The organism is Acidobacteriota bacterium (assembly GCA_016716435.1).
Taxonomy (GTDB): Bacteria; Acidobacteriota; Blastocatellia; order Pyrinomonadales; family Pyrinomonadaceae; genus OLB17.
The window spans coordinates 57,409-76,726 of record JADJWI010000003.1; the positions used below are offsets into that span (position 1 = coordinate 57,409).

General features: G+C 55.5%; 20 protein-coding genes. 15 read left to right on the forward strand and 5 right to left on the reverse strand.

The genetic code is table 11. The features are described from left to right. The first annotated feature begins 31 nt into the window (after positions 1–31). Both IPM21_03410 and IPM21_03415 read left to right on the forward strand, forming a co-directional pair. Complete coding sequence (locus IPM21_03410) at positions 32–742, forward strand: hypothetical protein (GenBank protein ID MBK9162947.1); 711 nt, start codon at positions 32–34, stop codon at positions 740–742. Beyond that, positions 732–1,127 carry a hypothetical protein gene (locus tag IPM21_03415; protein MBK9162948.1) on the forward strand — a complete coding sequence of 132 codons (396 nt, stop codon included), beginning with the start codon at positions 732–734 and terminating at the stop codon, positions 1,125–1,127. Before IPM21_03410 ends, IPM21_03415 begins: the two co-directional genes overlap by 11 nt. A 94-nt stretch (positions 1,128–1,221) precedes the next feature. Here IPM21_03415 and IPM21_03420 read toward each other — a convergent pair whose 3' ends face one another. After that, a complete protein-coding gene (locus IPM21_03420) occupies positions 1,222–2,691 on the reverse strand; it encodes an NADP-dependent isocitrate dehydrogenase (protein ID MBK9162949.1) in 1,470 nt (489 codons plus the stop codon). Positions 2,692–2,852: 161 nt separating this feature from the next. Between IPM21_03420 and IPM21_03425 the strand changes: the two genes are divergently transcribed. After that, positions 2,853–3,941 (forward strand): hypothetical protein, encoded by a 1,089-nt coding sequence (locus tag IPM21_03425; GenBank protein ID MBK9162950.1) that lies wholly within the window; start codon positions 2,853–2,855, stop codon positions 3,939–3,941. Between the two features lie 10 nt (positions 3,942–3,951). On the opposite strand, the gene IPM21_03430 is transcribed toward IPM21_03425, so the two are convergent. Further along, positions 3,952–4,236, reverse strand: coding sequence for a 4a-hydroxytetrahydrobiopterin dehydratase (locus IPM21_03430; GenBank protein MBK9162951.1), 285 nt, complete (start codon positions 4,234–4,236; stop codon positions 3,952–3,954). 76 nt (positions 4,237–4,312) lie between these two features. On the opposite strand from IPM21_03430, the gene IPM21_03435 reads away from it, so the two are divergent. Further along, complete coding sequence (locus IPM21_03435) at positions 4,313–4,840, forward strand: hypothetical protein (GenBank protein MBK9162952.1); 528 nt, start codon at positions 4,313–4,315, stop codon at positions 4,838–4,840. Between the two features lie 17 nt (positions 4,841–4,857). Continuing rightward, the gene (locus IPM21_03440; protein MBK9162953.1) at positions 4,858–6,069 is read left to right on the forward strand and encodes a DUF1015 domain-containing protein; all 1,212 of its coding nucleotides are present in this window, start codon (positions 4,858–4,860) and stop codon (positions 6,067–6,069) included. Here IPM21_03440 and IPM21_03445 read toward each other — a convergent pair whose 3' ends face one another. Beyond that, positions 6,070–6,723, reverse strand: coding sequence for an intradiol ring-cleavage dioxygenase (locus tag IPM21_03445; protein MBK9162954.1), 654 nt, complete (start codon positions 6,721–6,723; stop codon positions 6,070–6,072). Positions 6,724–6,852: 129 nt separating this feature from the next. Between IPM21_03445 and IPM21_03450 the strand changes: the two genes are divergently transcribed. The 10 genes from IPM21_03450 to IPM21_03495 all read left to right on the forward strand — a co-directional run bounded on the left by IPM21_03450 (position 6,853) and on the right by IPM21_03495 (position 18,035). Continuing rightward, the gene (locus IPM21_03450; GenBank protein ID MBK9162955.1) at positions 6,853–7,380 is read left to right on the forward strand and encodes a GNAT family N-acetyltransferase; all 528 of its coding nucleotides are present in this window, start codon (positions 6,853–6,855) and stop codon (positions 7,378–7,380) included. A gap of 108 nt (positions 7,381–7,488) precedes the next feature. Beyond that, positions 7,489–8,019 (forward strand): hypothetical protein, encoded by a 531-nt coding sequence (locus IPM21_03455; protein MBK9162956.1) that lies wholly within the window; start codon positions 7,489–7,491, stop codon positions 8,017–8,019. Continuing rightward, positions 8,016–8,801, forward strand: coding sequence for an SDR family oxidoreductase (locus IPM21_03460; protein MBK9162957.1), 786 nt, complete (start codon positions 8,016–8,018; stop codon positions 8,799–8,801). Before IPM21_03455 ends, IPM21_03460 begins: the two co-directional genes overlap by 4 nt. Next, positions 8,798–9,628: an MBL fold metallo-hydrolase gene (locus tag IPM21_03465; GenBank protein MBK9162958.1), complete on the forward strand. Its 831-nt coding sequence runs from the start codon at positions 8,798–8,800 to the stop codon at positions 9,626–9,628. Before IPM21_03460 ends, IPM21_03465 begins: the two co-directional genes overlap by 4 nt. Before the next feature lie 227 nt (positions 9,629–9,855). Further along, on the forward strand, positions 9,856–10,902 hold the full coding sequence (locus tag IPM21_03470) for a rod shape-determining protein (GenBank protein ID MBK9162959.1): 1,047 nt from the start codon (positions 9,856–9,858) through the stop codon (positions 10,900–10,902). A 95-nt stretch (positions 10,903–10,997) separates the two neighbouring features. After that, complete coding sequence (gene mreC / locus IPM21_03475; GenBank protein MBK9162960.1) at positions 10,998–11,909, forward strand: rod shape-determining protein MreC; 912 nt, start codon at positions 10,998–11,000, stop codon at positions 11,907–11,909. A gap of 6 nt (positions 11,910–11,915) precedes the next feature. Further along, complete coding sequence (gene mreD, locus IPM21_03480) at positions 11,916–12,461, forward strand: rod shape-determining protein MreD (GenBank protein MBK9162961.1); 546 nt, start codon at positions 11,916–11,918, stop codon at positions 12,459–12,461. 10 nt (positions 12,462–12,471) lie between these two features. After that, positions 12,472–14,328, forward strand: a complete 1,857-nt coding sequence (mrdA, locus tag IPM21_03485) for a penicillin-binding protein 2 (protein MBK9162962.1) — start codon at positions 12,472–12,474, stop codon at positions 14,326–14,328. A gap of 3 nt (positions 14,329–14,331) precedes the next feature. Further along, positions 14,332–15,450, forward strand: a complete 1,119-nt coding sequence (locus IPM21_03490) for a rod shape-determining protein RodA (protein MBK9162963.1) — start codon at positions 14,332–14,334, stop codon at positions 15,448–15,450. Between the two features lie 26 nt (positions 15,451–15,476). Next, positions 15,477–18,035, forward strand: coding sequence for a PBP1A family penicillin-binding protein (locus IPM21_03495; protein MBK9162964.1), 2,559 nt, complete (start codon positions 15,477–15,479; stop codon positions 18,033–18,035). Positions 18,036–18,144: 109 nt separating this feature from the next. Here IPM21_03495 and IPM21_03500 read toward each other — a convergent pair whose 3' ends face one another. Continuing rightward, positions 18,145–18,834, reverse strand: coding sequence for an esterase (locus IPM21_03500; GenBank protein ID MBK9162965.1), 690 nt, complete (start codon positions 18,832–18,834; stop codon positions 18,145–18,147). Positions 18,835–18,996: 162 nt separating this feature from the next. Continuing rightward, positions 18,997–19,317 (reverse strand): quaternary ammonium compound efflux SMR transporter SugE, encoded by a 321-nt coding sequence (gene sugE / locus IPM21_03505; protein ID MBK9162966.1) that lies wholly within the window; start codon positions 19,315–19,317, stop codon positions 18,997–18,999. Position 19,318: the final 1 nt, after the last annotated feature.

The following is a 19,318-nucleotide window of genomic DNA, read 5'->3' on the forward strand; positions in this document are numbered from 1 at the left end:
GGCTGGTCCATCAGCACGTTCAAACCGAAAAATGACCGCATTCCTGATAATTGCTGGCTTAGTGATCTTGGTCTGGTTGGCCTATCAAGCCACTCCCGACGGATTCAAGTTTTTTCCTGACCGCAGACGGAAGGATGCATTCTCGCGCTCGGAATTGGTTTCGGCGCTGTTGAAACTCGACGATGCTTCACTTTCCACATTATTCGAGATCTATAAGAATGAGTTCGGCCCAGGACCGGCTCGCTATGCCCGACAGACCTATAAAAAATGGAAATCAGGTGAAGTTCGTGCGGCAAATCAAACCTTCAGGCGATTGTTTGAGCATATGCCAAGGGTAATGCCGTTCGATCTGAAATGTGAGGTTCTCAGGCATTTCATGGAGGAGTTTGCAGCAAAGGACCATCACGAGATACGAGTAACGACAAGCGATTGGGAACAAAAATTGAAACCGCTTGTGCATCAGATGATCACAAAGGCGTTCACTTCGCAGCTTCCGGCTGAGGTTGAAAAAAAACTTGCGTGGCTTGGGGAAGGCGACATGCAGGCGGCGCAGGAGATTCTGCGCCGGTCACAAGTCGAGGAGAGCCGGATAATGGTTTCCGACCTTCAAAACGAGTTTAATGCTATCAATCGATTATTGTCTGAACCTGGTTTAAGGCCGCGTGTTAAACACGTGTTAGAATTTCCTTACGGCACGATCACGCTCCATATTTCACGAGAGGCAAAGGCAAATGGAAGATGAACGATTAGAAGTTGTACCGAAAAAGCAATCGCTGTTTCCGGTCTCTGCGGAGGACATCGTTGACAATGCGCTGCATAACCTTGATGAAGGTCAGGCGAAGCGGGTTACTGAAAAGGCGGCAGATGAGATCGTCCGGCTCGCTGTAGAAAAGAGAAAAGCTGAATACAGAAATGCGGCGGCCCACGAAGAAATGAACAATCTTGTTCGAAACGCTCGGTTGCTTGAGCAACAAGTTGGCGATTTCAAGATCAATTCAACTTTTGAGACCGCATCGGGGACGACGAATGTCGAGATCAAAAAATCAGTTCTAACGACAACAAATCTAATAATGATCGGTGGCATTTTGTTTGCGGCCCTCGTTCTTATTTTCCTTCTACTGCGTTGATCTTACCTCCCGAGTGACTCAGGACAAAAAAATTTGGGGCAGACCGAAAGGCCTGCCCCAAACTAGTTTCAGCAAAGTCGAACGCTCTTAATAACTACTGCCCTTGTCCGAGCGAATATCCCGCTTCGCCGTCGAAGTTGTAGAGATGCTCGGTTTTGATGAAATCGATCCCTTCTGCATCGAATCGCGACAGCAGATCGATGACCTGCTTGTGCGTTACGATGCCGCCCTGTTCGTCGGCCATGAAACGGCAACGCCAGTGGTCAACGCAGAATGTGTCGGGCATGCCGTTCGGATAGACCTTGGTGCCGCGGTTCGAGATCATTACTAATTTGAGTCCGTCGCCGTTCACTTTCTCGACCATCGCACCGAGCTTGTCGGCGGTGCCGTAAAAGCTGCCGTCCCACCAGTGAACGAAAACATCGACGCCGACGAGGTCTTTCTTTTGCGGTTCGCGGATGGTGTAGATCGGTTTACGGTCGGCCTCGGCGATGACCTCGGGTTTCACATACTCGACGGCTTTGAGCGTCTCCGGTTTTTGACCGAGGCGATCGACTACGGCCTGTGCAAATTCTTTCGTGCCGACCTTTTCTTTCGAGACGCCTTCCTTAAACACGTCGTAAGTATGCACGCCGTCTTCGACCGTACGGAGCCACGCGTTGTGTACGAGCTCGGCAATATCAGGCTGGCCGATATGGACCAACATCATCACCGAACCCAGGAACAATCCTGAAGGATTAGCCAGATTCTGTCCCGCACGTCGGGGAGCCGAACCGTGGATCGCCTCAAACATCGAGATGTTCTCGCCGATATTTGCCGAACCCGCAAGCCCGACCGAGCCCGCGATCTGAGCAGCGACGTCTGACAAAATGTCGCCGTAAAGATTTTGCATCACGATGACGTCAAAATTCTCGGGCGTGTCGGCCATCTTGGCGGCGCCGATATCGACGATCCAGTGATCGGCTTCGATCGACGGATATTCCGCAGCGACCTCGTCAAAAACCTCGTGAAACAGCCCGTCGGTGCGTTTCATGATGTTGTCCTTCATGAACGCCGTGACCTTTTTACGGTTGTTCATACGGGCGTATTCAAACGCGTAACGGACGATCTTTTCACAACCGGGACGCGAGATAAGCTTGAGGCACAGCTCGACCATGTCCGTCTGTTTGTACTCGATGCCGGCGTAGGTGTCCTCTTCATTTTCGCGGACGATGACAACGTCCATCACCGGGTGCTTTGTCTTAATGAACGGATGATAAGAAACGCACGGGCGGATATTCGCATAAAGGCCGAGCGTCTTGCGGACCGTCACGTTCAGCGACTTGAATCCGCCGCCCTGCGGTGTCGTGATCGGCGCTTTTAGGAAAACCTTTGTTCTCCGAAGCGAATCCCATGACTCAGGCGCGATGCCGGCAGAATTTCCCGAGAGATAGACCTTCTCGCCGATATCGATAGTTTCGATATCGATGCGGGCACCGGCTTCTTTGATGATATGAAGGGTCGCATCCATGATCTCGGGGCCGATCCCGTCTCCATGGGCGACTGTTATAGGCACATTTGACATAGTTGTATTAAGTTCCCTCTAAAAGATCGAATAGCAAAGGATAAACGAGGATTTTACTTGAACACGGTGTTCAAGGCAATCGGCCGCCCTGTTCAAAGGCCTGACGGCGGACGCCCTCTTTTGAGCGAAGCCAGATACAACCTATACTAAAAAGACACGCTATGAATAACTTGCTTTACCTGAAAACCTCGGCAGCGCCTCGATTTCGCATCTCCCTTTTGGCTTTTCTTGCGATGACTTTCATCGGAGCTCCGGCTTTTCAGGAGACGTTCGGCCAGTTTCCGCAGCAGCGGCGGCTTGAGATACGCGAACAGCGGCAGGCGGAGGCTGAAAGGCGCAGAGTTCAGCAAAATGAGGCGGAGCTTGCAAAACGCGACGCTGTCCCTCAGCCGCGAGCGGCGGTGATGAACGTGAACGTCCAGATGGCCCTGACGACCCAAGAGGCTAAGACCTTTGCAGAGGCGAACGCAAAAGCGGCCAAGCGTGTCCGCGACGGCGAGACGCTGTGGATGCATCTAAAATTTCAGGGGAAGCTCGGCGATTACGTGCTGACCTTTCGCGACGAGGAAAGCGGAACGCTGCGGTACCTGCTTTACGCCGAGACCGGCCCGCAGGACGACCCGACCGCTCTGGCGAAGTATGCGATCGAGTTTTCAAAAGACGACCTGGCAAACCCCGAGATCCGCATCTCATTGACACCAATAAGCCCCGGCCAAAGGATCGCAACCCCTGTCTTTCTTGCAACGGCGGCAACCCGGCAGCCTGGCGTCTGGAACAACGAACTCCGATTGACGAATAATCCGGTCATCCCGCGGACACCGAATGATAACCTCGCAAAGCTCGCCTTTGCGCTGGATCTCGGAGAGGGAAACCCTCGGTTTTCAGGGCTTTGGAATACATTTCGTAGTTTTGGACTCAGCGGCCCGGCGGCCGATACCGCACTTCCGGTGGCGAGGTCTTTCTACAGCCTGCCGATAAAGACTGCGATCCAGCAACACTTGAACGGAAAGAGCATCGAGCCCGTGAGGTTCTTTTTTGCTCAGGACCATTGGCTTGAACAACTGCAGTCAACAACGAACAAAAACCGGGAGCGAAGTGTTATCGCGATCTTTACTTACAAGAATGGCGAGGAATGCTTCTTTGGGGCCGCGACCGCTACGCAGGCCTATTCGCTGATGAGCAGCAAATTCGACGACGCCAAGATCGAATCACGCGACGGCATGCCGCTCGATTGCAAGGAACTGCAGTAGGACGAGCGGCCTAGCTGATCTGATCGATATTACTCGCGAGGGCAAAGTCGAGCTCGGTCAGGCCGCCGCGGTCGTGGGTCGTGATCTCAAATTCAGCGTAACCCCAGCCGAGCTTTATGTCAGGATGATGATCAGCGGCCTCGGCAAGCTCGCCGGCTCGGTTCACGAAGCTTAGGCTCTCGGCAAAGTTCGCGAACTCGAATCGCTTTCGCAGCGTTCCATCTATCACATCCCAGCCTTTGAGCCCGCTAAGGCGCTCCGCGATCTGATCTTCGGCCAATCGTTCCCGTGTCATTGTTTTTCAGCGCTCCTCTTTTCGGTTATACTTCCTCTTTATTTTAGAAGATAAATATCAAATTCCGTTTTTTCGAATGCGTTATCGAGCTTCAATTTCTAGCCTCATTGTATTTCTTGCCTTCGCGTTGGCGGCGTGCGGCGGCCCGGACAAGCCGGCCTCGCCAAAAGAGACGTTTCAAACCTATGCAAAGGCCCTAAAGCAAAAGGACATCACGACGATGAAGCTTTTGCTTTCCTCCGAAACGCTCAAAATGCATGAACAAGAGGCAAAAGCTCAGGGCGTTACGGTCGATGACATTGTAAAACGCGAGGCCCTGATCGGCGAATCGCAGACCGTCGTCAAGTTTCGCAACGAAAAGATCGAGGGTAAGCGAGCAACGCTCGAGGTCGAGAATTCCTTCGGCAGTTGGGATACGGTCCCGTTCGTCTTAGAAGAAGGCGAATGGAGGATCGATAAGAAAGGCTTTGCCGACCAGATGATGCGTGACATCGAGGAAAGCCAGAGGCAGATCGACGACGCGATCAACCAGGGACGACAGGGCGACCCGATCGCTCCGATGACCGATCCGGCAATGAGCCCATCGCCGGTTAACCCCTTCTAACGCAGAAAGGAGAGATTGTGACACTGATAAAACCTTTCCGCGCTCTTCGTCCGGCCCCCGACGCCGCCCGCAGCGTTTCAAGCGTTCCTTACGATGTGATAACCGAGGACGAGGTTCGGGAATTCATCCAGGAAAACCCTCTCAGCTTTCTACGCATTACGCGGGCAGATGCCGACTGCTCTGAGGCCGACAACCACCTCCAAAAGGCCGAAGAAAACCTCAAAGAACTGATCGAAAGTGGCGTGCTTTCTGAGGAGCCTGAGCCTGCTATTTATATCTATCGACTCATCGCTGAAGGGCACTCGCAGACCGGCGTTGTTGCCTGCTGCTCGCTTGATGAATACCGGCAAGGCCTTATAAAAAAACACGAGCACACGCGGCCGGAAAAGGTCGCCGAGCGAACGCGGCACATGGTCTGCCTGCGGGCCCAGACCGGGCTGATCTTCCTCGCTTACAGGGGAACAGACACGATAAATGGCTTGGTCGCGGAGGCGGTTTCGGGCGAGCCGATCTACGATTTTACGTGCACAAACGGCATCCGCCAGACTGTCTGGAAGACCGTCCGGCCGAGCGACTTTGAGGATGCGTTTGGTGACGTTCCCGCACTATATGTCGCCGACGGGCATCACCGTTTGGAGAGTGCACGGCTGGCAGCGGATGAACTCGCCGCCGCAAACCCGGAACACGATGGGACCGAAGATTATAATTTTGTGATTGCCGGGATGTTTCCGGCCGAGCAGCTAAAGATACTCGCCTACAACCGCGTCGTCCGAGATGATTCCGGCCGTACGGATGAGGAGATACTCGCTTTGCTTTCGGAGAGCTTCATCATTTCGCCCGCCGAACGAGCGGTTCCCGAAGAGCACGGCGAGATCATAATGTACATGAGCGGCAAGTGGTACGACCTTCGCCACAACGTCAATTACTTTCGCGAGCCGGACCCGATCGAGCGGCTCGATGTGACGATACTCCAGCAATACGTCCTCGCACCGGTCTTTGGGATTCAAGATCCGCGGACCGACGAGCGGATCGGGTTCGTCGGCGGCATCCACGGCACGGACGAACTAGTACGCCGGGTCGATTCCGGCGAAGCCCGGGCGGCTTTCTCGCTTTTCGCGACGACGATGGACGACCTCTTTGCCGTCTCGGACATGGGCGAGACGATGCCGCCAAAATCGACCTGGTTCGAGCCAAAGCTCAAAGACGGCCTCTTCATTCACCGCATCTGATCACGACCTTGGCAATGCAATGTCCCGAACGCCGGTAAGCACGCCGCCGCTTCGCTCGAGCGTCAGGATCGGATTAAAGCCGCCCTTTCGCGATTCGCGTTCGCGGGATGAGATAAGCTGATCGCCTTCGAACAAGATCGAATCGATCCAGTCCTCTTTGGCCTCGGGCGTCGTGACGGTCATATGGATATGGGCCGCGAACCGTCGGCTCGGATACTGGGCCGGGCGGATCGTCTCAAATTCATATCTGCCCTCGGCGTCGGTCAAGAGCCATCCGCGAAAGCGGCCGTGTTTGTGCTCACTTCCGCGTCCGTAAATGCCCTCAATGTCAGTGTGATAAAGGTAGATCAGCGTATTCGGCGCCGGAGTTCGCTCATCGTGAAGATAAACGCGGCCGCCGATCCGGAGCCGCTCGCCCTCTTCATCGGGGCCTGCAATGACGGCCTTTGAAGCAAGATTTTCCGGCATATCGCGGGCACCGCACCACTCGCATCCGGCATCTGCGATCGCATTTTTCAAGAGCCGCTGTCGAACGTCAGCGCCTCCGATCTGCGCACTTACATCAGGCCGACAACCCGGCAAGAGCGGCAGCACAGCGAATGCCGCCGCAGCACGCAAAAAACCCCTACGCCCTTCACTTTGGATATTGATCATTCCGTTAACCCCCTTATTGAAATGAAACACCGCCGGGCTTAATTTTGTGTCCGGTTCCTAGGGAAATTCCAACCTTTACCCGCAAATGTGATAGAATTCGCCCGTTTCAAGCGCTGAAAGGCCTTTAAAATGATCGAACATTTTCCGGAAACCGAACGACTAGCGTTTCGCGCATTCACCCTCGACGACCTGCCGTTGCTGATCGAACAGCGTGCCGACCCGGAGATGAATCGCTATCTCGGCGGGCCGGAGCGTCAGAACACAGAGGCTATAACTAAACGCTTCCGGTTTTACATATCGTGTTACGAGTCGCACGGTTTCGGGATGTGCCCGGTGATCTGGAAGGAAACGGGCGAGATGATCGGCGCCGCCGGGCTGCAGCCATTGGTCGGGACAGACGATATCGAGGTCGGATACAGCCTGATACCGGAATATTGGCGTCGCGGTCTGGGGTTAGAATCGGCGCGGGCCTGGATGGATCTCGGATTCGGCGTCCACGGCCTCGAACGCATCGTCGCTGTCGCCCACCCGGAGAATGCCGGTTCGCGGCGGATAATGGAAAAGCTCGGAATGACATACGAAAAAACGGAGGAGCATTACGGCGAGGATTGCGTCTTTTATGGCATATCACGAGAGACCTACCTTGCCGCGGGATGAAATTATGAAAAAGCTTGCAGCCGATGCGGTTTTTTACCGTAATGGACTTCAACAGCCTTGTAAAGGAATATATCGCGAAGCATTCAGTGCTCTAGTTGCCATAAGGACGTGAAGCCGAATTACCTAAAGCTAATCTTTGCCGCTATCGCTTCGGTTTACTTCCTTTGGATCGCGTACGACCCAATGGAAGGAAGCTTTCTCGACCTCGTTGATCTCCCAATACACGAGACAGGGCATCTTTTGTTTAGGCCGCTCGGCGAATTTATGATGATCGCCGGCGGAACCCTTTTTCAGGTGATAATGCCTGCCATTTTCGTCGGCTACTTCTTTTGGAAAGGCAATTATTACTCGGCTGCCATAGTGCTTTTCTGGGTCGGCCAGAGTATCCTTAATGTTTGGGTTTATGCGTCGGATGCCGTCGTGATGCAGCTCGTTCTGCTCGGCGGCCTGACCGGAAGCGAGGGCAGCTTTCACGACTGGAACTACATGCTGACGCGGCTCGGGCTGCTCGATTCGACCAAGACGGTCGCCGGGCTGATTCGCGCCGCCGGAACGCTGTCCATAATCGCTGGTGCGGCGCTCTCCATCTATCTTTCATTTGGTGAAGAGGCAGAGCTCGACTTCACCGACGATCTATGAAGGTAAGCCTGATCACAGGAGCATCGAGCGGGATCGGCGAAGCATTTGCCCGGAGGCTCGCGGCCGAAGGGCACGACCTGTTGCTGGTTGCTCGGTCCGAGACGAAGCTCGCCGCACTTTGCGAGGAGCTTCGGGCAGCTGACGGTGTCTCGGCAAATTACGTCGCGATCGACCTTACGGATTACGAGGCCGACCGCCGGCTTTATGAAGAAACGGAAAGGCATGGCCTGCAGGTTGATTGGCTTATCAACAACGCCGGGTTCGGTTCGATGGGCGACTTCATTGAGCTCGATCTTGAACGCGAGCTTGAGATGATCGGCCTTAACGTGATGGCCCTCGTGGCTCTTACACATCGTTATTTACCGGGAATGCGGCAGCGGAAAAGCGGGACGATCATCAATGTTTCCTCGACGGCAAGCTATCAGCCGGTTCCCTACATGGCGACATATGCGGCGACAAAGGCTTTTGTGACCTCTTTCTCACAGGCGATCGCGGAAGAGAATCGGCGAGATGGTATTCTGGTGCAGGCACTTTGCCCGGGGCCGACCGAAACGGCCTTTTTTGATACCGCAAAGATCGAACCGACCTCGATGTTCAAACAGCAGCAAACGGCCGAGGATGTCGTCGAAGCCGCGATGCGGGCGGTCGCAAGCGGCAAGACAAAGGCGATCTCGGGCTGGATGAACAGATTGGTCGCCACCGCGAGCCTGATGGTGCCGGACAGGCTGATCACGAACGTCGTCGGGAAGGCGATCGGGCCAAAGTTTCGAAGCAAGAAATGAGATTTACCGTACTTGGCAGCGGCTCGACCGGCAACGCAGTGCTGATCTCCAGCGATCGGACCAACGTCCTCGTTGACGCCGGCCTGAGCGCACGTGAGATCGTTCGGCGGCTTGGCGAGGTCGGCGTCTCGCCTGAATCGCTTGACGGAGTCCTGATCACCCACGAGCACTCCGACCATGCCGGGGGCCTTCGGGTTCTACTTCGCTCGATAGCGTGCCGCGTGTTCATTTCGGGTGAAACTGAAGCTGCTTTTTACTCAACCCGTCGCGGAATACAGAACGGCGATAGTGAAGGCATAAAGCGACAAGACGCTTTGAAAGAGCGAACTGTTGCGATCGAATCCGACGCCGAGTTCCGCATCGGCGATATAGATTTCGAGCCATTCACCGTGCCCCATGATGCCGCCGACAACTTCGGATTTGTCGCACGCTCGGCTGGCGTTCGGGTTGCAACGCTGATGGACTTTGGCCATTTCACGCCGCTAATGAAGGAAAAACTTCGCGGGTGCGATGCCGTTGTGATCGAATCGAACCACAGCCGTGATATGCTTAGCGCGTGTCCGGTCTATTCATGGGACCTCAAGCAACGGATCGCTGGGAAAACGGGCCATCTCTCAAACGAGGATCTCGCCGATTGGCTTGAGAACGACTTTGACGGCTCTGCCCGCGATATAGTGCTTGCCCATCTTTCACAGCGTGCGAACGACCCCTCGCTTGCCCGCATTACGGCTGAATCGGCACTCGCGGCCCGGTCGCCGCTCTTCAAGAGCGACGTCAAGGTCTCGATCTCGCAGCCAAAATCGCCGATGCCCTGGTTCACTTTTTAAGGTTTAACATCCGGCCCACAAATATCCGGAAAAACTTTGAAAAAATCCCCGTAAATACTGTTTTTCATTGGTATATACCCGCATTTTGGGTGTATGCTATAGAGTTTAAAGGTGTTTGGCGATTTTCGGGCCGTCATCCGTGCGAATCGTGACGCTAATCCGAGTTCTTTATTTGAAAAGAGGTTTGAAGAGCCCAGGCAGTTCATCGCCGGGCGAGAGATATCAGAATGGCATTTAAGTCTTTATTTAGTTTATTTTCCAGCGATCTTGCGATCGACCTTGGCACGGCAAACACGCTCGTCTACGCTAAGGGCCGCGGAATCGTCGTCAGCGAACCTTCGATCGTCGCGATCAACAAGGTTACGAATCAGGTCGAAGCCGTCGGCCGCGACGCGAAAGAGATGCTTGGCCGCACGCCGGGCAACATCGTCGCCATCCGCCCAATGAAGGACGGCGTTATCGCCAACTTTGAGGTGACGGAGAAGATGCTTCAGCATTTCATCCGCAAGGCGCACAACGGCAAGTCGTGGGTTCGGCCGCGGGTCGTGATCGGCATTCCGTCTGAGATCACGCAGGTCGAGCGACGTGCGGTCGAGGATTCCGCATATCGGGCGAAGGCATCGGAGGTCTATCTGGTCGAGGAAGCAATGGCGGCCGCGATCGGTGCCGGCCTGCCCATCACCGAACCGCACGGCAACATGGTCGTCGATATCGGTGGCGGAACGACTGACATCGCCGTTATCTCGCTTTCCGGCATCGTTTATTCGCGTGCCGTCCGCGTTGCGGGCAACGAGATGGACGAGTCGATAACGCAGTACATCAAGCGAAAGTACAACCTGCTGATCGGCGAGCGAACGGCCGAAGCGATCAAGATCGCGCTTGGCAGTGCCTTTCCGCTCGATGAGCCGCTTTCGATGGACGTCCGCGGCCGAAACCTGATCGAAGGCATCCCGAAGACCATCACCATGACCGACGAAGAGATCCGCGAGGCCCTTTCGGATTCGGTCTCGACGATCATAAACGCCGTCCGCGTCGCTCTTGAACGAACGCCGCCGGAGCTTTCGGCCGACATCGTCGAACGCGGCATCGTCCTTACGGGCGGCGGCGCATTGCTCAAGAATCTTGATAAGCGGCTGATGATCGAGACCGGACTTCCGGTAATGATCGCCGATGATCCGCTCTCCTCGGTCGTGCTCGGAACGGGCAAGATGCTCTCCGATATTGAGCTCCTCAAGCGGGTGAAATGGGACAACTCGCTGATGACGGGTAGTTAATTTTTTTCCGTTGGACTTGCGACGCGGGGACACGGAGCAGTTTTGCCGGGTCGCCGCGTTGCTTGCTTAAGGGCCCGAGCCGTCTCTCTCAAAAAATGGTTGAACGAAGTCAAACAGAGGTCTGGAGATTGACGCCGTGGCTCGTCATCTTTCTACTTCTGGGTAATTTTATCTTGATGGTGTTCAACGCCCGCGTCGAAGGCGGCGAGCGGGTTATTAAGGTATGGGCTCTGACGGCCGCCGATTTCGTTCAGTCACCGGTTACGACGATCAGCTCCGGGGTCTCGAACTATTTCACATCATTTGCCGAACTCAGATCGGCGCAGGACGAAAACACCCAGCTAAAGGAGCGCGTTCAAGAGCTTGAGGTCGAGATCAAAGGACGGTCCGACCTTGAATCCGAGAATGAAAGACTTCGGCAATTGCTCGATCTGAAAGAAAAGAGCAAGTACCGTGTGCTCTCGGCCCGCATCATTGGCCGCGACCCTTCCGCCTGGTTCAACTCGGCGGTGATCAATCGCGGAAGCCTAGATGGCATCGCTCTCAATATGCCGGTGGTGACGGATGGCGGATTGGTCGGCCGAGTAACGGCCGTCGGGCCGCTGACGGCACAGGTCGATCTGATCACCCACGACAAATCGGGCCTAGGGGCGGTCATCGGTGAGATCGGAAACTCGAATGCGCTCGGCGTTGTCAGCGGAACTGGCAAAACGGATGTGATCGAAATGCGATATGTTTCGGGAAGCATTGAGGTTTCGCCGGGGCAGGTCGTCTTCACGACCGGGCAAGACGGCATTTATCCGGATGGTTTGAAGGTCGGGGAAATTGTCGAGGTCATCTCGGGCTCGGCAACGGTGCCGCATCGGATATTCATTAAGCCGGCCGCCGGGCTCGGGTCTATGCAAGAAGTCGGCGTATTGCTTTATGAGCCCGAGCAGAAACCGGATTTTGAGAGCTCGCTCTCACCGGGCGAGAGGACGAACAGGCGGCAGGGCACAACGCCCTAGAACGAGATGGAACAGGTCAAGGTCACCATTGCATTGATACTTGCCGTACTGGCACAATGGTCGCTCCGTAATGTCGCGGAGCCCTTCGCCTATGTCGATTTCCCGCTGATCATAATCGTTTTCGCCGCCCTGCAGCGAAACTCGATGCGTGCGATCATTTACGGCACCCTCGCCGGGCTCGCCGTCGATGCTCTCAGCAGCGGACTTCTCGGGGCGAACGGCTTTACCAAAACGCTTGTCGCTTTTATGGTCGCGGAGCTTGCCCGGCGAGTCTATCTGGACAACCTATTCTTGCGGATGTTCGTCATAGCGGGAGCGTGTTTGATCGACGACCTCGCTTATTATGGGTTGCATCAGTTGCTCGGGGTTCCGCCCTCGGCTCCTCTGGTAACGACCGTGGCGTATTCATTCATCGGAACCCTGATCGCCGGAACGATAATCTTTTTCGTATTGGATTACGCTTCATCGGATCGGCTCCGGCCGCGTCGGCGCGAGACACTTTCACCACGCAGGCAATCTCGGCGACGGAATCCGATAAAACTGAACCGATAACGGACGCAATATGAAGCTGCACGAACAATCGCAGAATTTGGGGTTGAGGATCGTGACGATCCAGGTCGTCGCATTCATTTTGCTCGCCGTTCTCGGCGTGCGTTTGTATTATTTGCAGATAGTCCGCGGGGAACACTTTCAAGAGCGGGCCGAGAATCAGAGAATACGTTTGATCCCGATCCCGGCACCTCGGGGAGCGATCTTTGACCGAAACGGCAACATCCTTGTGGATTCGCGGCCGACCTTTAACATCGTCATCTCAAAAGAGCCGCTCAAGACCATCGACACCGATGAACGGATTCCGGAGTATTCTCGCGGCCTTAGCCTCGAACCGCAGGTGGTCACCGAGCGGCTCAACGCCATCAACAAACAGACGGATTTTGAGACGCTGATCCTAAAGGACAATGCTTCTATGCAGGATATCGCCTGGGTCGAGGCGCATTCGCTTGAGTATCCGGAGCTTCGCGTCGAGCTTCAGCCGCAGCGATTTTACCCGCATGGCAAGTACATGGCGCATATTCTCGGCTACGTCGGCGAGATAAGCCCGAAGCAACTCGAATCCGAACGTTGGGCAGGCCTGCGACCGGGAGACATTATCGGCAAGGGCGGCCTTGAGGAGTATTACGACGAGTTCCTTCGCGGGCGGCCCGGCTACAGGAAAGTGATCGTTGACAGCCGCGGGCGCATTCAAAGCGAGATCGAGGTCGTGCCTCCGCAGGCCGGGCAGGACATGGTATCGACCATCGATCTTGACGTCCAGATGGCGGCGGAGCGGCAGATCGAGAACTCTGCTTCAAAGCGCGGCACCATCCTTGCGATGGATTCACGAAACGGCGAGATGCTGGCAATGGCCTCGCAGCCGTCATTCGACCCGAACATCTTCGTTCAGGGAAGCAAGACGCGTGAAGGCCGGAAGCAGATAGCGGAATATTGGCAGGACGAGGAACGGCCGCTATACAACCGTGCGATACAGGGCCGCTACCCACCGGGTTCGACTTGGAAGATCCCAATGTCTGTTGGCGGCTTCCAATCGGGCGCTATGACCGAGTCGAGCAATGCTTTTGCCTGCGGCGGCGGCATTCAGATCGGCAGCAAGTTCACTAAGTGTATGGGCAACCACGGCACGCCCACGCTGATTCCGGCCATCTCGCGTTCGTGTAACGGATATTACTACCGGCTCGGCCTAAAGATGGAGATCGAAGGCATCATCGATATGATCGAGACCTTTGAGTACGACCGCCGGACCGGCATCGACCTGCCAAACGAGAAGATCGGCCAAACGCCGAAGAGTTGGCGGCCGATCGTCGAGAAACGCGAAGGACGCTGGCCGGACATCCGTACAGTTTACGCTTCCATAGGGCAGGACACGGTCGTCGTTACGCCGATCTCGCTCATCCGAACGATCTCCGCGGTCGGGATGTTCGGGCGGATGTATGTCCCGCATTTTCTAAAAGAATTCAGGCCGATCGTCGGCACCGAGCACTTTGACGAGAGACCCGGCTTCGGCTTTCAACGTCCGGAACCGAAGATCATCGAAATGACGCCCGGTCAGCAAAAAATGATCGCCCAAGGCATGGCGGATGCGGTAACGGGAGGAACGGCAAGGGTCGTCAATATCCCTGGGTTTGATGTCGCCGCCAAGACGGGCACGGCACAGGACGGCGACCCGAAAGCCGGCAGGAAAGACCACGCCTGGATAGTTACGTATGCCCCGGCCTTTAATCCGGAGATCGCGGTCATTGGGCTGATCGAGAACGTCGGCTTCGGCGGGACCCACGCCGGCCCGGCTGTCAAGGGCGTTTATGAGGCATATCTGGCCAAAAAGAATCCGCAGCCAGCGGAGCCGACCGAGGTTGCAAAAAGATAGCAGATGGTAGCGATACTCGAAAAACATTCGTTAAGAGATTTTGACTGGCTCACCACGGTGTTGGCAGTTGCGATCGCCTGCTTTGGCGTCTGGCAGATCTATAATGCCGTCCCAACAGCTTCTATTTGGTCGAAGCAGATTATCGGCCTAAGCATCGCTATCTTCGCTTTTCTTGTCGTCGCGTTTACCGATTATCGCCGGATCATTGAAGCCGCTCCGATCTTCTATGGCTTTGGCCTGCTGCTGTTGTTTCTTGTCCTGACGCCTCTCGGGGTAGAGGTGAACGGTCAGAAAGCCTGGCTTTGGCTTCCGGTCGTCGGGCAGTTCCAGCCCTCTGAATTTGCGAAGATCCCGACCGTGCTGATGCTTGCGAAATATTTCGGTGACCGAAAGCCGGTGCCTTTGAGACTCAAAGAGCTTCTGATAGGTGGTGCGATCTTGGCGGGCCCGGTTGGGCTGATAATGCTCGAACCGGACGCCGGGCAGGCGATCACGTATTTTCCGTTGCTTATCGCGATACTTTTTCTTTCGGCTGTCAAAGTTCGTTATATCGTCGCAACACTCCTCGCCGCGGCGATCCTTATCCCAACGTCGTATTATGTCGGCGTACAAAGCGGCGTGATCAAACAGTACCAGCGGCAGCGGATCGAAGCGATCATCAACCCCGAGGCTGTAGATCCGCGTGGATTCGGCTACCACACCATTCAATCGATGATAACGGTCGGCAAGGGCGGCCTTGCGGGTATTCAGGGCGACACGGAAACGTCGCAGAGCGTGCTCAAGTTCCTCCCCGAGCCGCAAACGGATTTCATCTTTGCGGTTACGGCCGAACACACCGGATTTATCGGCTGCGTTTCGTTGCTGCTTGCCTATGCGCTACTGCTATCAAGGCTGATCGCCGGTGCTCGCGAGGCTAACGACCGGGCGGGAATGCTTGTTATAATGTCCATTGCGGCGGGGCTGGCGTTTCAGATATTCATGAATATCGGGATGACGCTCGGGATACTGCCCGTTATCGGCGTTCCGCTGCCGCTGATGAGTGCCGGACTTTCGGCAATGCTCGCGACGTTCATCGCGATCGGATTTGTGGTCAGTATCAAGATGCGGCGGTTCGTCAATTGAACAGGTAATATTCTCGAAGAGGTTTTATGGCGAGAGAAAGAAAGATCGTTGAGAAAGAGATCGGCTCTATTGAGCGGAAGAATGGATTGTTGGCGAAGGCTGCCTGGTTCACCGCAGCACTGCTTTTGGCACTTGCGGCCGGAGGCCTCACCGGCGTTTTGGCCTCGTATTATCTCAACAATTCGCGGTATTCCGTCGAGGTCTCGGCACTTGCGACATATCGGCCGCCGCAGGTGACCACGATCTATGCAGACGACGGCGAGACGATCCTTGCCGAGTTTGCGATCGAAAAGCGTATTCCGATCAAGGAAAGCGACATCCCGCAAAACGTTGAGGACGCCCTCATCGCGATCGAGGATTTTCGCTATTACGACCACATCGGCATTGACCCCTATCGCATCGCGGGTGCCGTTTACAAGAACTTCACCACCGGGTCGACCGAGGGTGCCTCGACGATAACGCAGCAGCTTGCCAAGAATCTTTTTCTCTACAAAGATCAGACCTACACCCGAAAGGTCAACGAATGGATGGTCGCGCTCCAGATCGAACGCTTTTATACAAAGCGGCAGATCCTTGAGATGTACATGAACTACGTCTTCCTCGGAGCAGGGGCATATGGATTTGAGGCCGGGTCAAGGACGTATTTCGGCAAATCGCTGAACGACCTGACCCTTGAGGAAGCCGCACTGCTCGCCGCCATCCCGAAGTCACCCGAATATTCGCCTACAAGGAACATAAAGCGGGCAGAGATGCGGCGCAATATCGTGCTCGATCAGATGGCGAAGTATTTCCCCGAGCGCTATTCGCAGGCCGCCGTTAACGCGGCTAAGGCGAAGCCGATCAAGCTTGCCGATACAGCCTATTACCAGTCGCTTCCGAAATCGACGCCGTGGGATTACCCGGTCGAGGAAGTTCGCAAGTATCTCGAGGATAGATACACGACCCGCGTCGCTCAAGGCGGGCTGAAGGTCTACACGACCATTAACGTCGAAGCCCAAAAGATCGCCACACGCGTCATTCGCGAACGGCTGCGGTCCTTCGATAAGGGACGCAGATGGCGGTCGGATTACAAGGACATACTTGTCGACAACGACGGCCAGCCGATCACCGACCAGAAAGAACGAGAGAAAACTCTGAACGCCTTCAAGCACGCCGATTGGTACGGCGACGAGTACGAAGAGGGCGAGTACATCAAGGGGCTTGTCGTGACTCAGAATCCGGTCGCTGATGAGGTCGGAGTTCGGTTTGGGCGCTACAAAGCGGTCGTTCGCAGTAAGGATATGGGCCGGAGCGGCAAGCGGCCAAAGGACGAGCTCAAGCCGGGATATCTTGCGGAGTTTTTGATCAAGAAGGTCGATAACGAGAAGCAAATGCTTGAGGTCCAGCTTGAGCAGGTGCCCGAGATCCAGGCCGCGATCACTACCGTTAATGCCAAGACCGGCGAGATCGCTGCGATGGTCGGCGGATATGATTTTCATACCAATCGATTTAACAACGCGACGCAGGGACTTCGGCAGACCGGTTCGGCCTACAAGCCATTCATTTATGCCGCAGCGGTTGAGGACGGTATGACGCCGGACATGATCGTAAGCGGTGCCCCGCTCAAGCGGGGCGGTTGGCAGCCTTCTAACTACGACGGATCGCCGAGCCACCCGAATGTGCCGATGAAGGTCGCCCTTGCCAAGTCGTATAACCTCGCTGCCGTGCATTTGCTCGATCAGGTCGGGATTCAGGCGGGTGCCCAGATGGTCCGTCGGTTCGGTATCACAAACCCGATGGCTCCGAGCCTTCCGTCAGCACTTGGAGCTTCTGAAGCTTCGCTGCTCGAAATGGTCGCGGGCTTCGGCGTCTTCCCTAATAAGGGCGTTCGGATTCAGCCACATCTTATCCGTAAGGTTTATAGCCGCGACGGCACGTTGCTGGAAGAGTTTGACGGCTCGAGCAGCCGCGTTACGAGTGAATACGTTGCACTCACGATGGTCGATATGATGCGTGGCGTGACATCCGGCGGCGGAACGGCGGCCGGGGCGAGTGCAGCCGGCCATCCGCTTGCCGGCAAGACCGGAACGGTAAATAAACATACTGACGTTTGGTTCATTGGTTACACGCCGACATACGTTACGGGTGTTTGGATGGGCAATCCGCTAAGGAAGGAATCGATCGGCCGCGGCATGACCGGCGGCGGCACGGCACTTCCGATCTTCAATGCCTTTATGAACCCGTTCATGAAGGACAAGCCCCGAGACACGTTTCCGGGCGTGCCCCCAATTCCCTCTGAGATCCGGGCATTGATGGAGCGAAACAAACGCGAAGAGGCTGAGAAGCTTGCCCGTGCAGAGCTTGCGGCAGCAAGATCGGGAGCAAGCACGCAGACGGTTGAAACTGAGACCACCGAGACTCAGACCGGCACGGGCTCAGCAGTCACGACACTACGTCCCGGCAATGATCAGCGGCCGACAGTCCCCGAGCCGCCGCCGCCGGTCATTCGCCCGCAACCGCAGACTGAACCGCGAAGAGTACCTGACGCTAAACCACCTTCACAACCGGAAGGCACTCAGCGCAAGGGCAAGAAGGGAGACGGCTAGAACTCGCGACGCGGGGACCTAGAGACAAAGCGACGCGGCGAAGCATTCAATTGCTTTCGCCGCGTCATTGTTTTCGACTGCTCTTTGCACTATTGAGATGTACTCACATCTATTCAACAAAGCGTCCAAGATAGTACGGCAGCATCTTTCGCCACCATGGCCAGTCGTGGTTAACGTCGTGGCCCCAGAGTTCGAGGAGGTGCGGAATGCCTTTTGAATGCAAGATGCCGGAAAGCTCGCGGCTCCTATCCGGAGCTTCATACGATCCCTGGCCCGAAACGATAACGATCGAATCCGCCTTTCGAAGGTTCGGCAGATGATGGCCGTCGTTCAGATTTTTCAGGTACATCGCGGGGTTGTTGAAATAAACGCTATCGTTGTAAAACCCCTTGTCCAGGTAATTGTAGATGTCGTAGCTCCCGCTCATTGCAATGGTCCCGCGGAAGTCGTGTGAATGCTTGAAGTAAGTATTTGCCGCAAGGTATGCGCCGAGCGAGGCTCCGGTCGTAAGCGGACGCGCGTCCTGTCCGCATTCGTTGCGAATGAGCGGCAGGACCTCGTCCATGATGTAGCGATCGTAGCGGTTTAGCATCTCGACCTTCCAGGCCGGGTGCGACTCGCGGTTAAGCAGGCTATATTTGTTGACCGAGTTGATCGAATACGCCCGGATCTGGCCGTTCTCGATCAGTCCTTTGATCGCATCGACCAGATGAAAGCGCTCGTATTCAAGGTAGTCTGCCGCCGCGGTCGGGAACATCAGTAGCGGATAGCCGGCGTGTCCGTAGGCAACCAGCGGCATGTCCATATTCAGGTTGTGGCTGTGCCACGAGGTTATATCGCGTCGCATATTTTGTCAGAGGCCCGCGCATAAGCGAGGGCATAAATCATTTGTCGAAATATTTGAGAATATGTGAAATCCCGGCCGTCCGCAAGCGAGCTTTGCTCCGCGATGCGGGGCCTTTCAGGAATTCGAGGTGATCTTCAGCCCGGCAATGCCCGCGATTATCAGCATTATGCAGACGATGCGGACGGCGTCCCGCGGTTCATTGAAGAGCACCATCCCTAGGATTGCCGCACCGACCGTCCCGATACCGGTCCAAACGGCGTAGGCCGTACCGATCGGCAGCGTCTTGACCGCAAGCGAGAGAAAGTAGAAGCTCGCGATCATCAACACACCGGTAATAAGGCTGGGCACAAGCCGTGTCCAGCCTTCGGTGTACTTGAGCCCGATCGCCCACGCGATCTCCAGAATTCCTGCGATTGCGAGGTAGATCCAGTTCACC

What these genes read in the sequence shown, in the direction of transcription:
- IPM21_03445 (MBK9162954.1), bottom strand. Translation starts at nt 6,723, where the DNA reads ATGATCAATATCCAAAGTGAAGGGCGTAGGGGTTTTTTGCGTGCTGCG.
- IPM21_03415 (MBK9162948.1), top strand. Translation starts at nt 732, where the DNA reads ATGGAAGATGAACGATTAGAAGTTGTACCGAAAAAGCAATCGCTGTTT.
- IPM21_03425 (MBK9162950.1), top strand. Translation starts at nt 2,853, where the DNA reads ATGAATAACTTGCTTTACCTGAAAACCTCGGCAGCGCCTCGATTTCGC.
- IPM21_03410 (MBK9162947.1), top strand. Translation starts at nt 32, where the DNA reads ATGACCGCATTCCTGATAATTGCTGGCTTAGTGATCTTGGTCTGGTTG.
- IPM21_03465 (MBK9162958.1), top strand. Translation starts at nt 8,798, where the DNA reads ATGAGATTTACCGTACTTGGCAGCGGCTCGACCGGCAACGCAGTGCTG.
- IPM21_03470 (MBK9162959.1), top strand. Translation starts at nt 9,856, where the DNA reads ATGGCATTTAAGTCTTTATTTAGTTTATTTTCCAGCGATCTTGCGATC.
- IPM21_03500 (MBK9162965.1), bottom strand. Translation starts at nt 18,834, where the DNA reads ATGCCGCTGGTTGCCTACGGACACGCCGGCTATCCGCTACTGATGTTC.
- IPM21_03490 (MBK9162963.1), top strand. Translation starts at nt 14,332, where the DNA reads ATGGTAGCGATACTCGAAAAACATTCGTTAAGAGATTTTGACTGGCTC.
- IPM21_03460 (MBK9162957.1), top strand. Translation starts at nt 8,016, where the DNA reads ATGAAGGTAAGCCTGATCACAGGAGCATCGAGCGGGATCGGCGAAGCA.
- IPM21_03420 (MBK9162949.1), bottom strand. Translation starts at nt 2,691, where the DNA reads ATGTCAAATGTGCCTATAACAGTCGCCCATGGAGACGGGATCGGCCCC.
- IPM21_03435 (MBK9162952.1), top strand. Translation starts at nt 4,313, where the DNA reads ATGCGTTATCGAGCTTCAATTTCTAGCCTCATTGTATTTCTTGCCTTC.
- mreC (MBK9162960.1), top strand. Translation starts at nt 10,998, where the DNA reads ATGGTTGAACGAAGTCAAACAGAGGTCTGGAGATTGACGCCGTGGCTC.
- mrdA (MBK9162962.1), top strand. Translation starts at nt 12,472, where the DNA reads ATGAAGCTGCACGAACAATCGCAGAATTTGGGGTTGAGGATCGTGACG.
- mreD (MBK9162961.1), top strand. Translation starts at nt 11,916, where the DNA reads ATGGAACAGGTCAAGGTCACCATTGCATTGATACTTGCCGTACTGGCA.
- IPM21_03495 (MBK9162964.1), top strand. Translation starts at nt 15,477, where the DNA reads ATGGCGAGAGAAAGAAAGATCGTTGAGAAAGAGATCGGCTCTATTGAG.
- IPM21_03450 (MBK9162955.1), top strand. Translation starts at nt 6,853, where the DNA reads ATGATCGAACATTTTCCGGAAACCGAACGACTAGCGTTTCGCGCATTC.
- IPM21_03430 (MBK9162951.1), bottom strand. Translation starts at nt 4,236, where the DNA reads ATGACACGGGAACGATTGGCCGAAGATCAGATCGCGGAGCGCCTTAGC.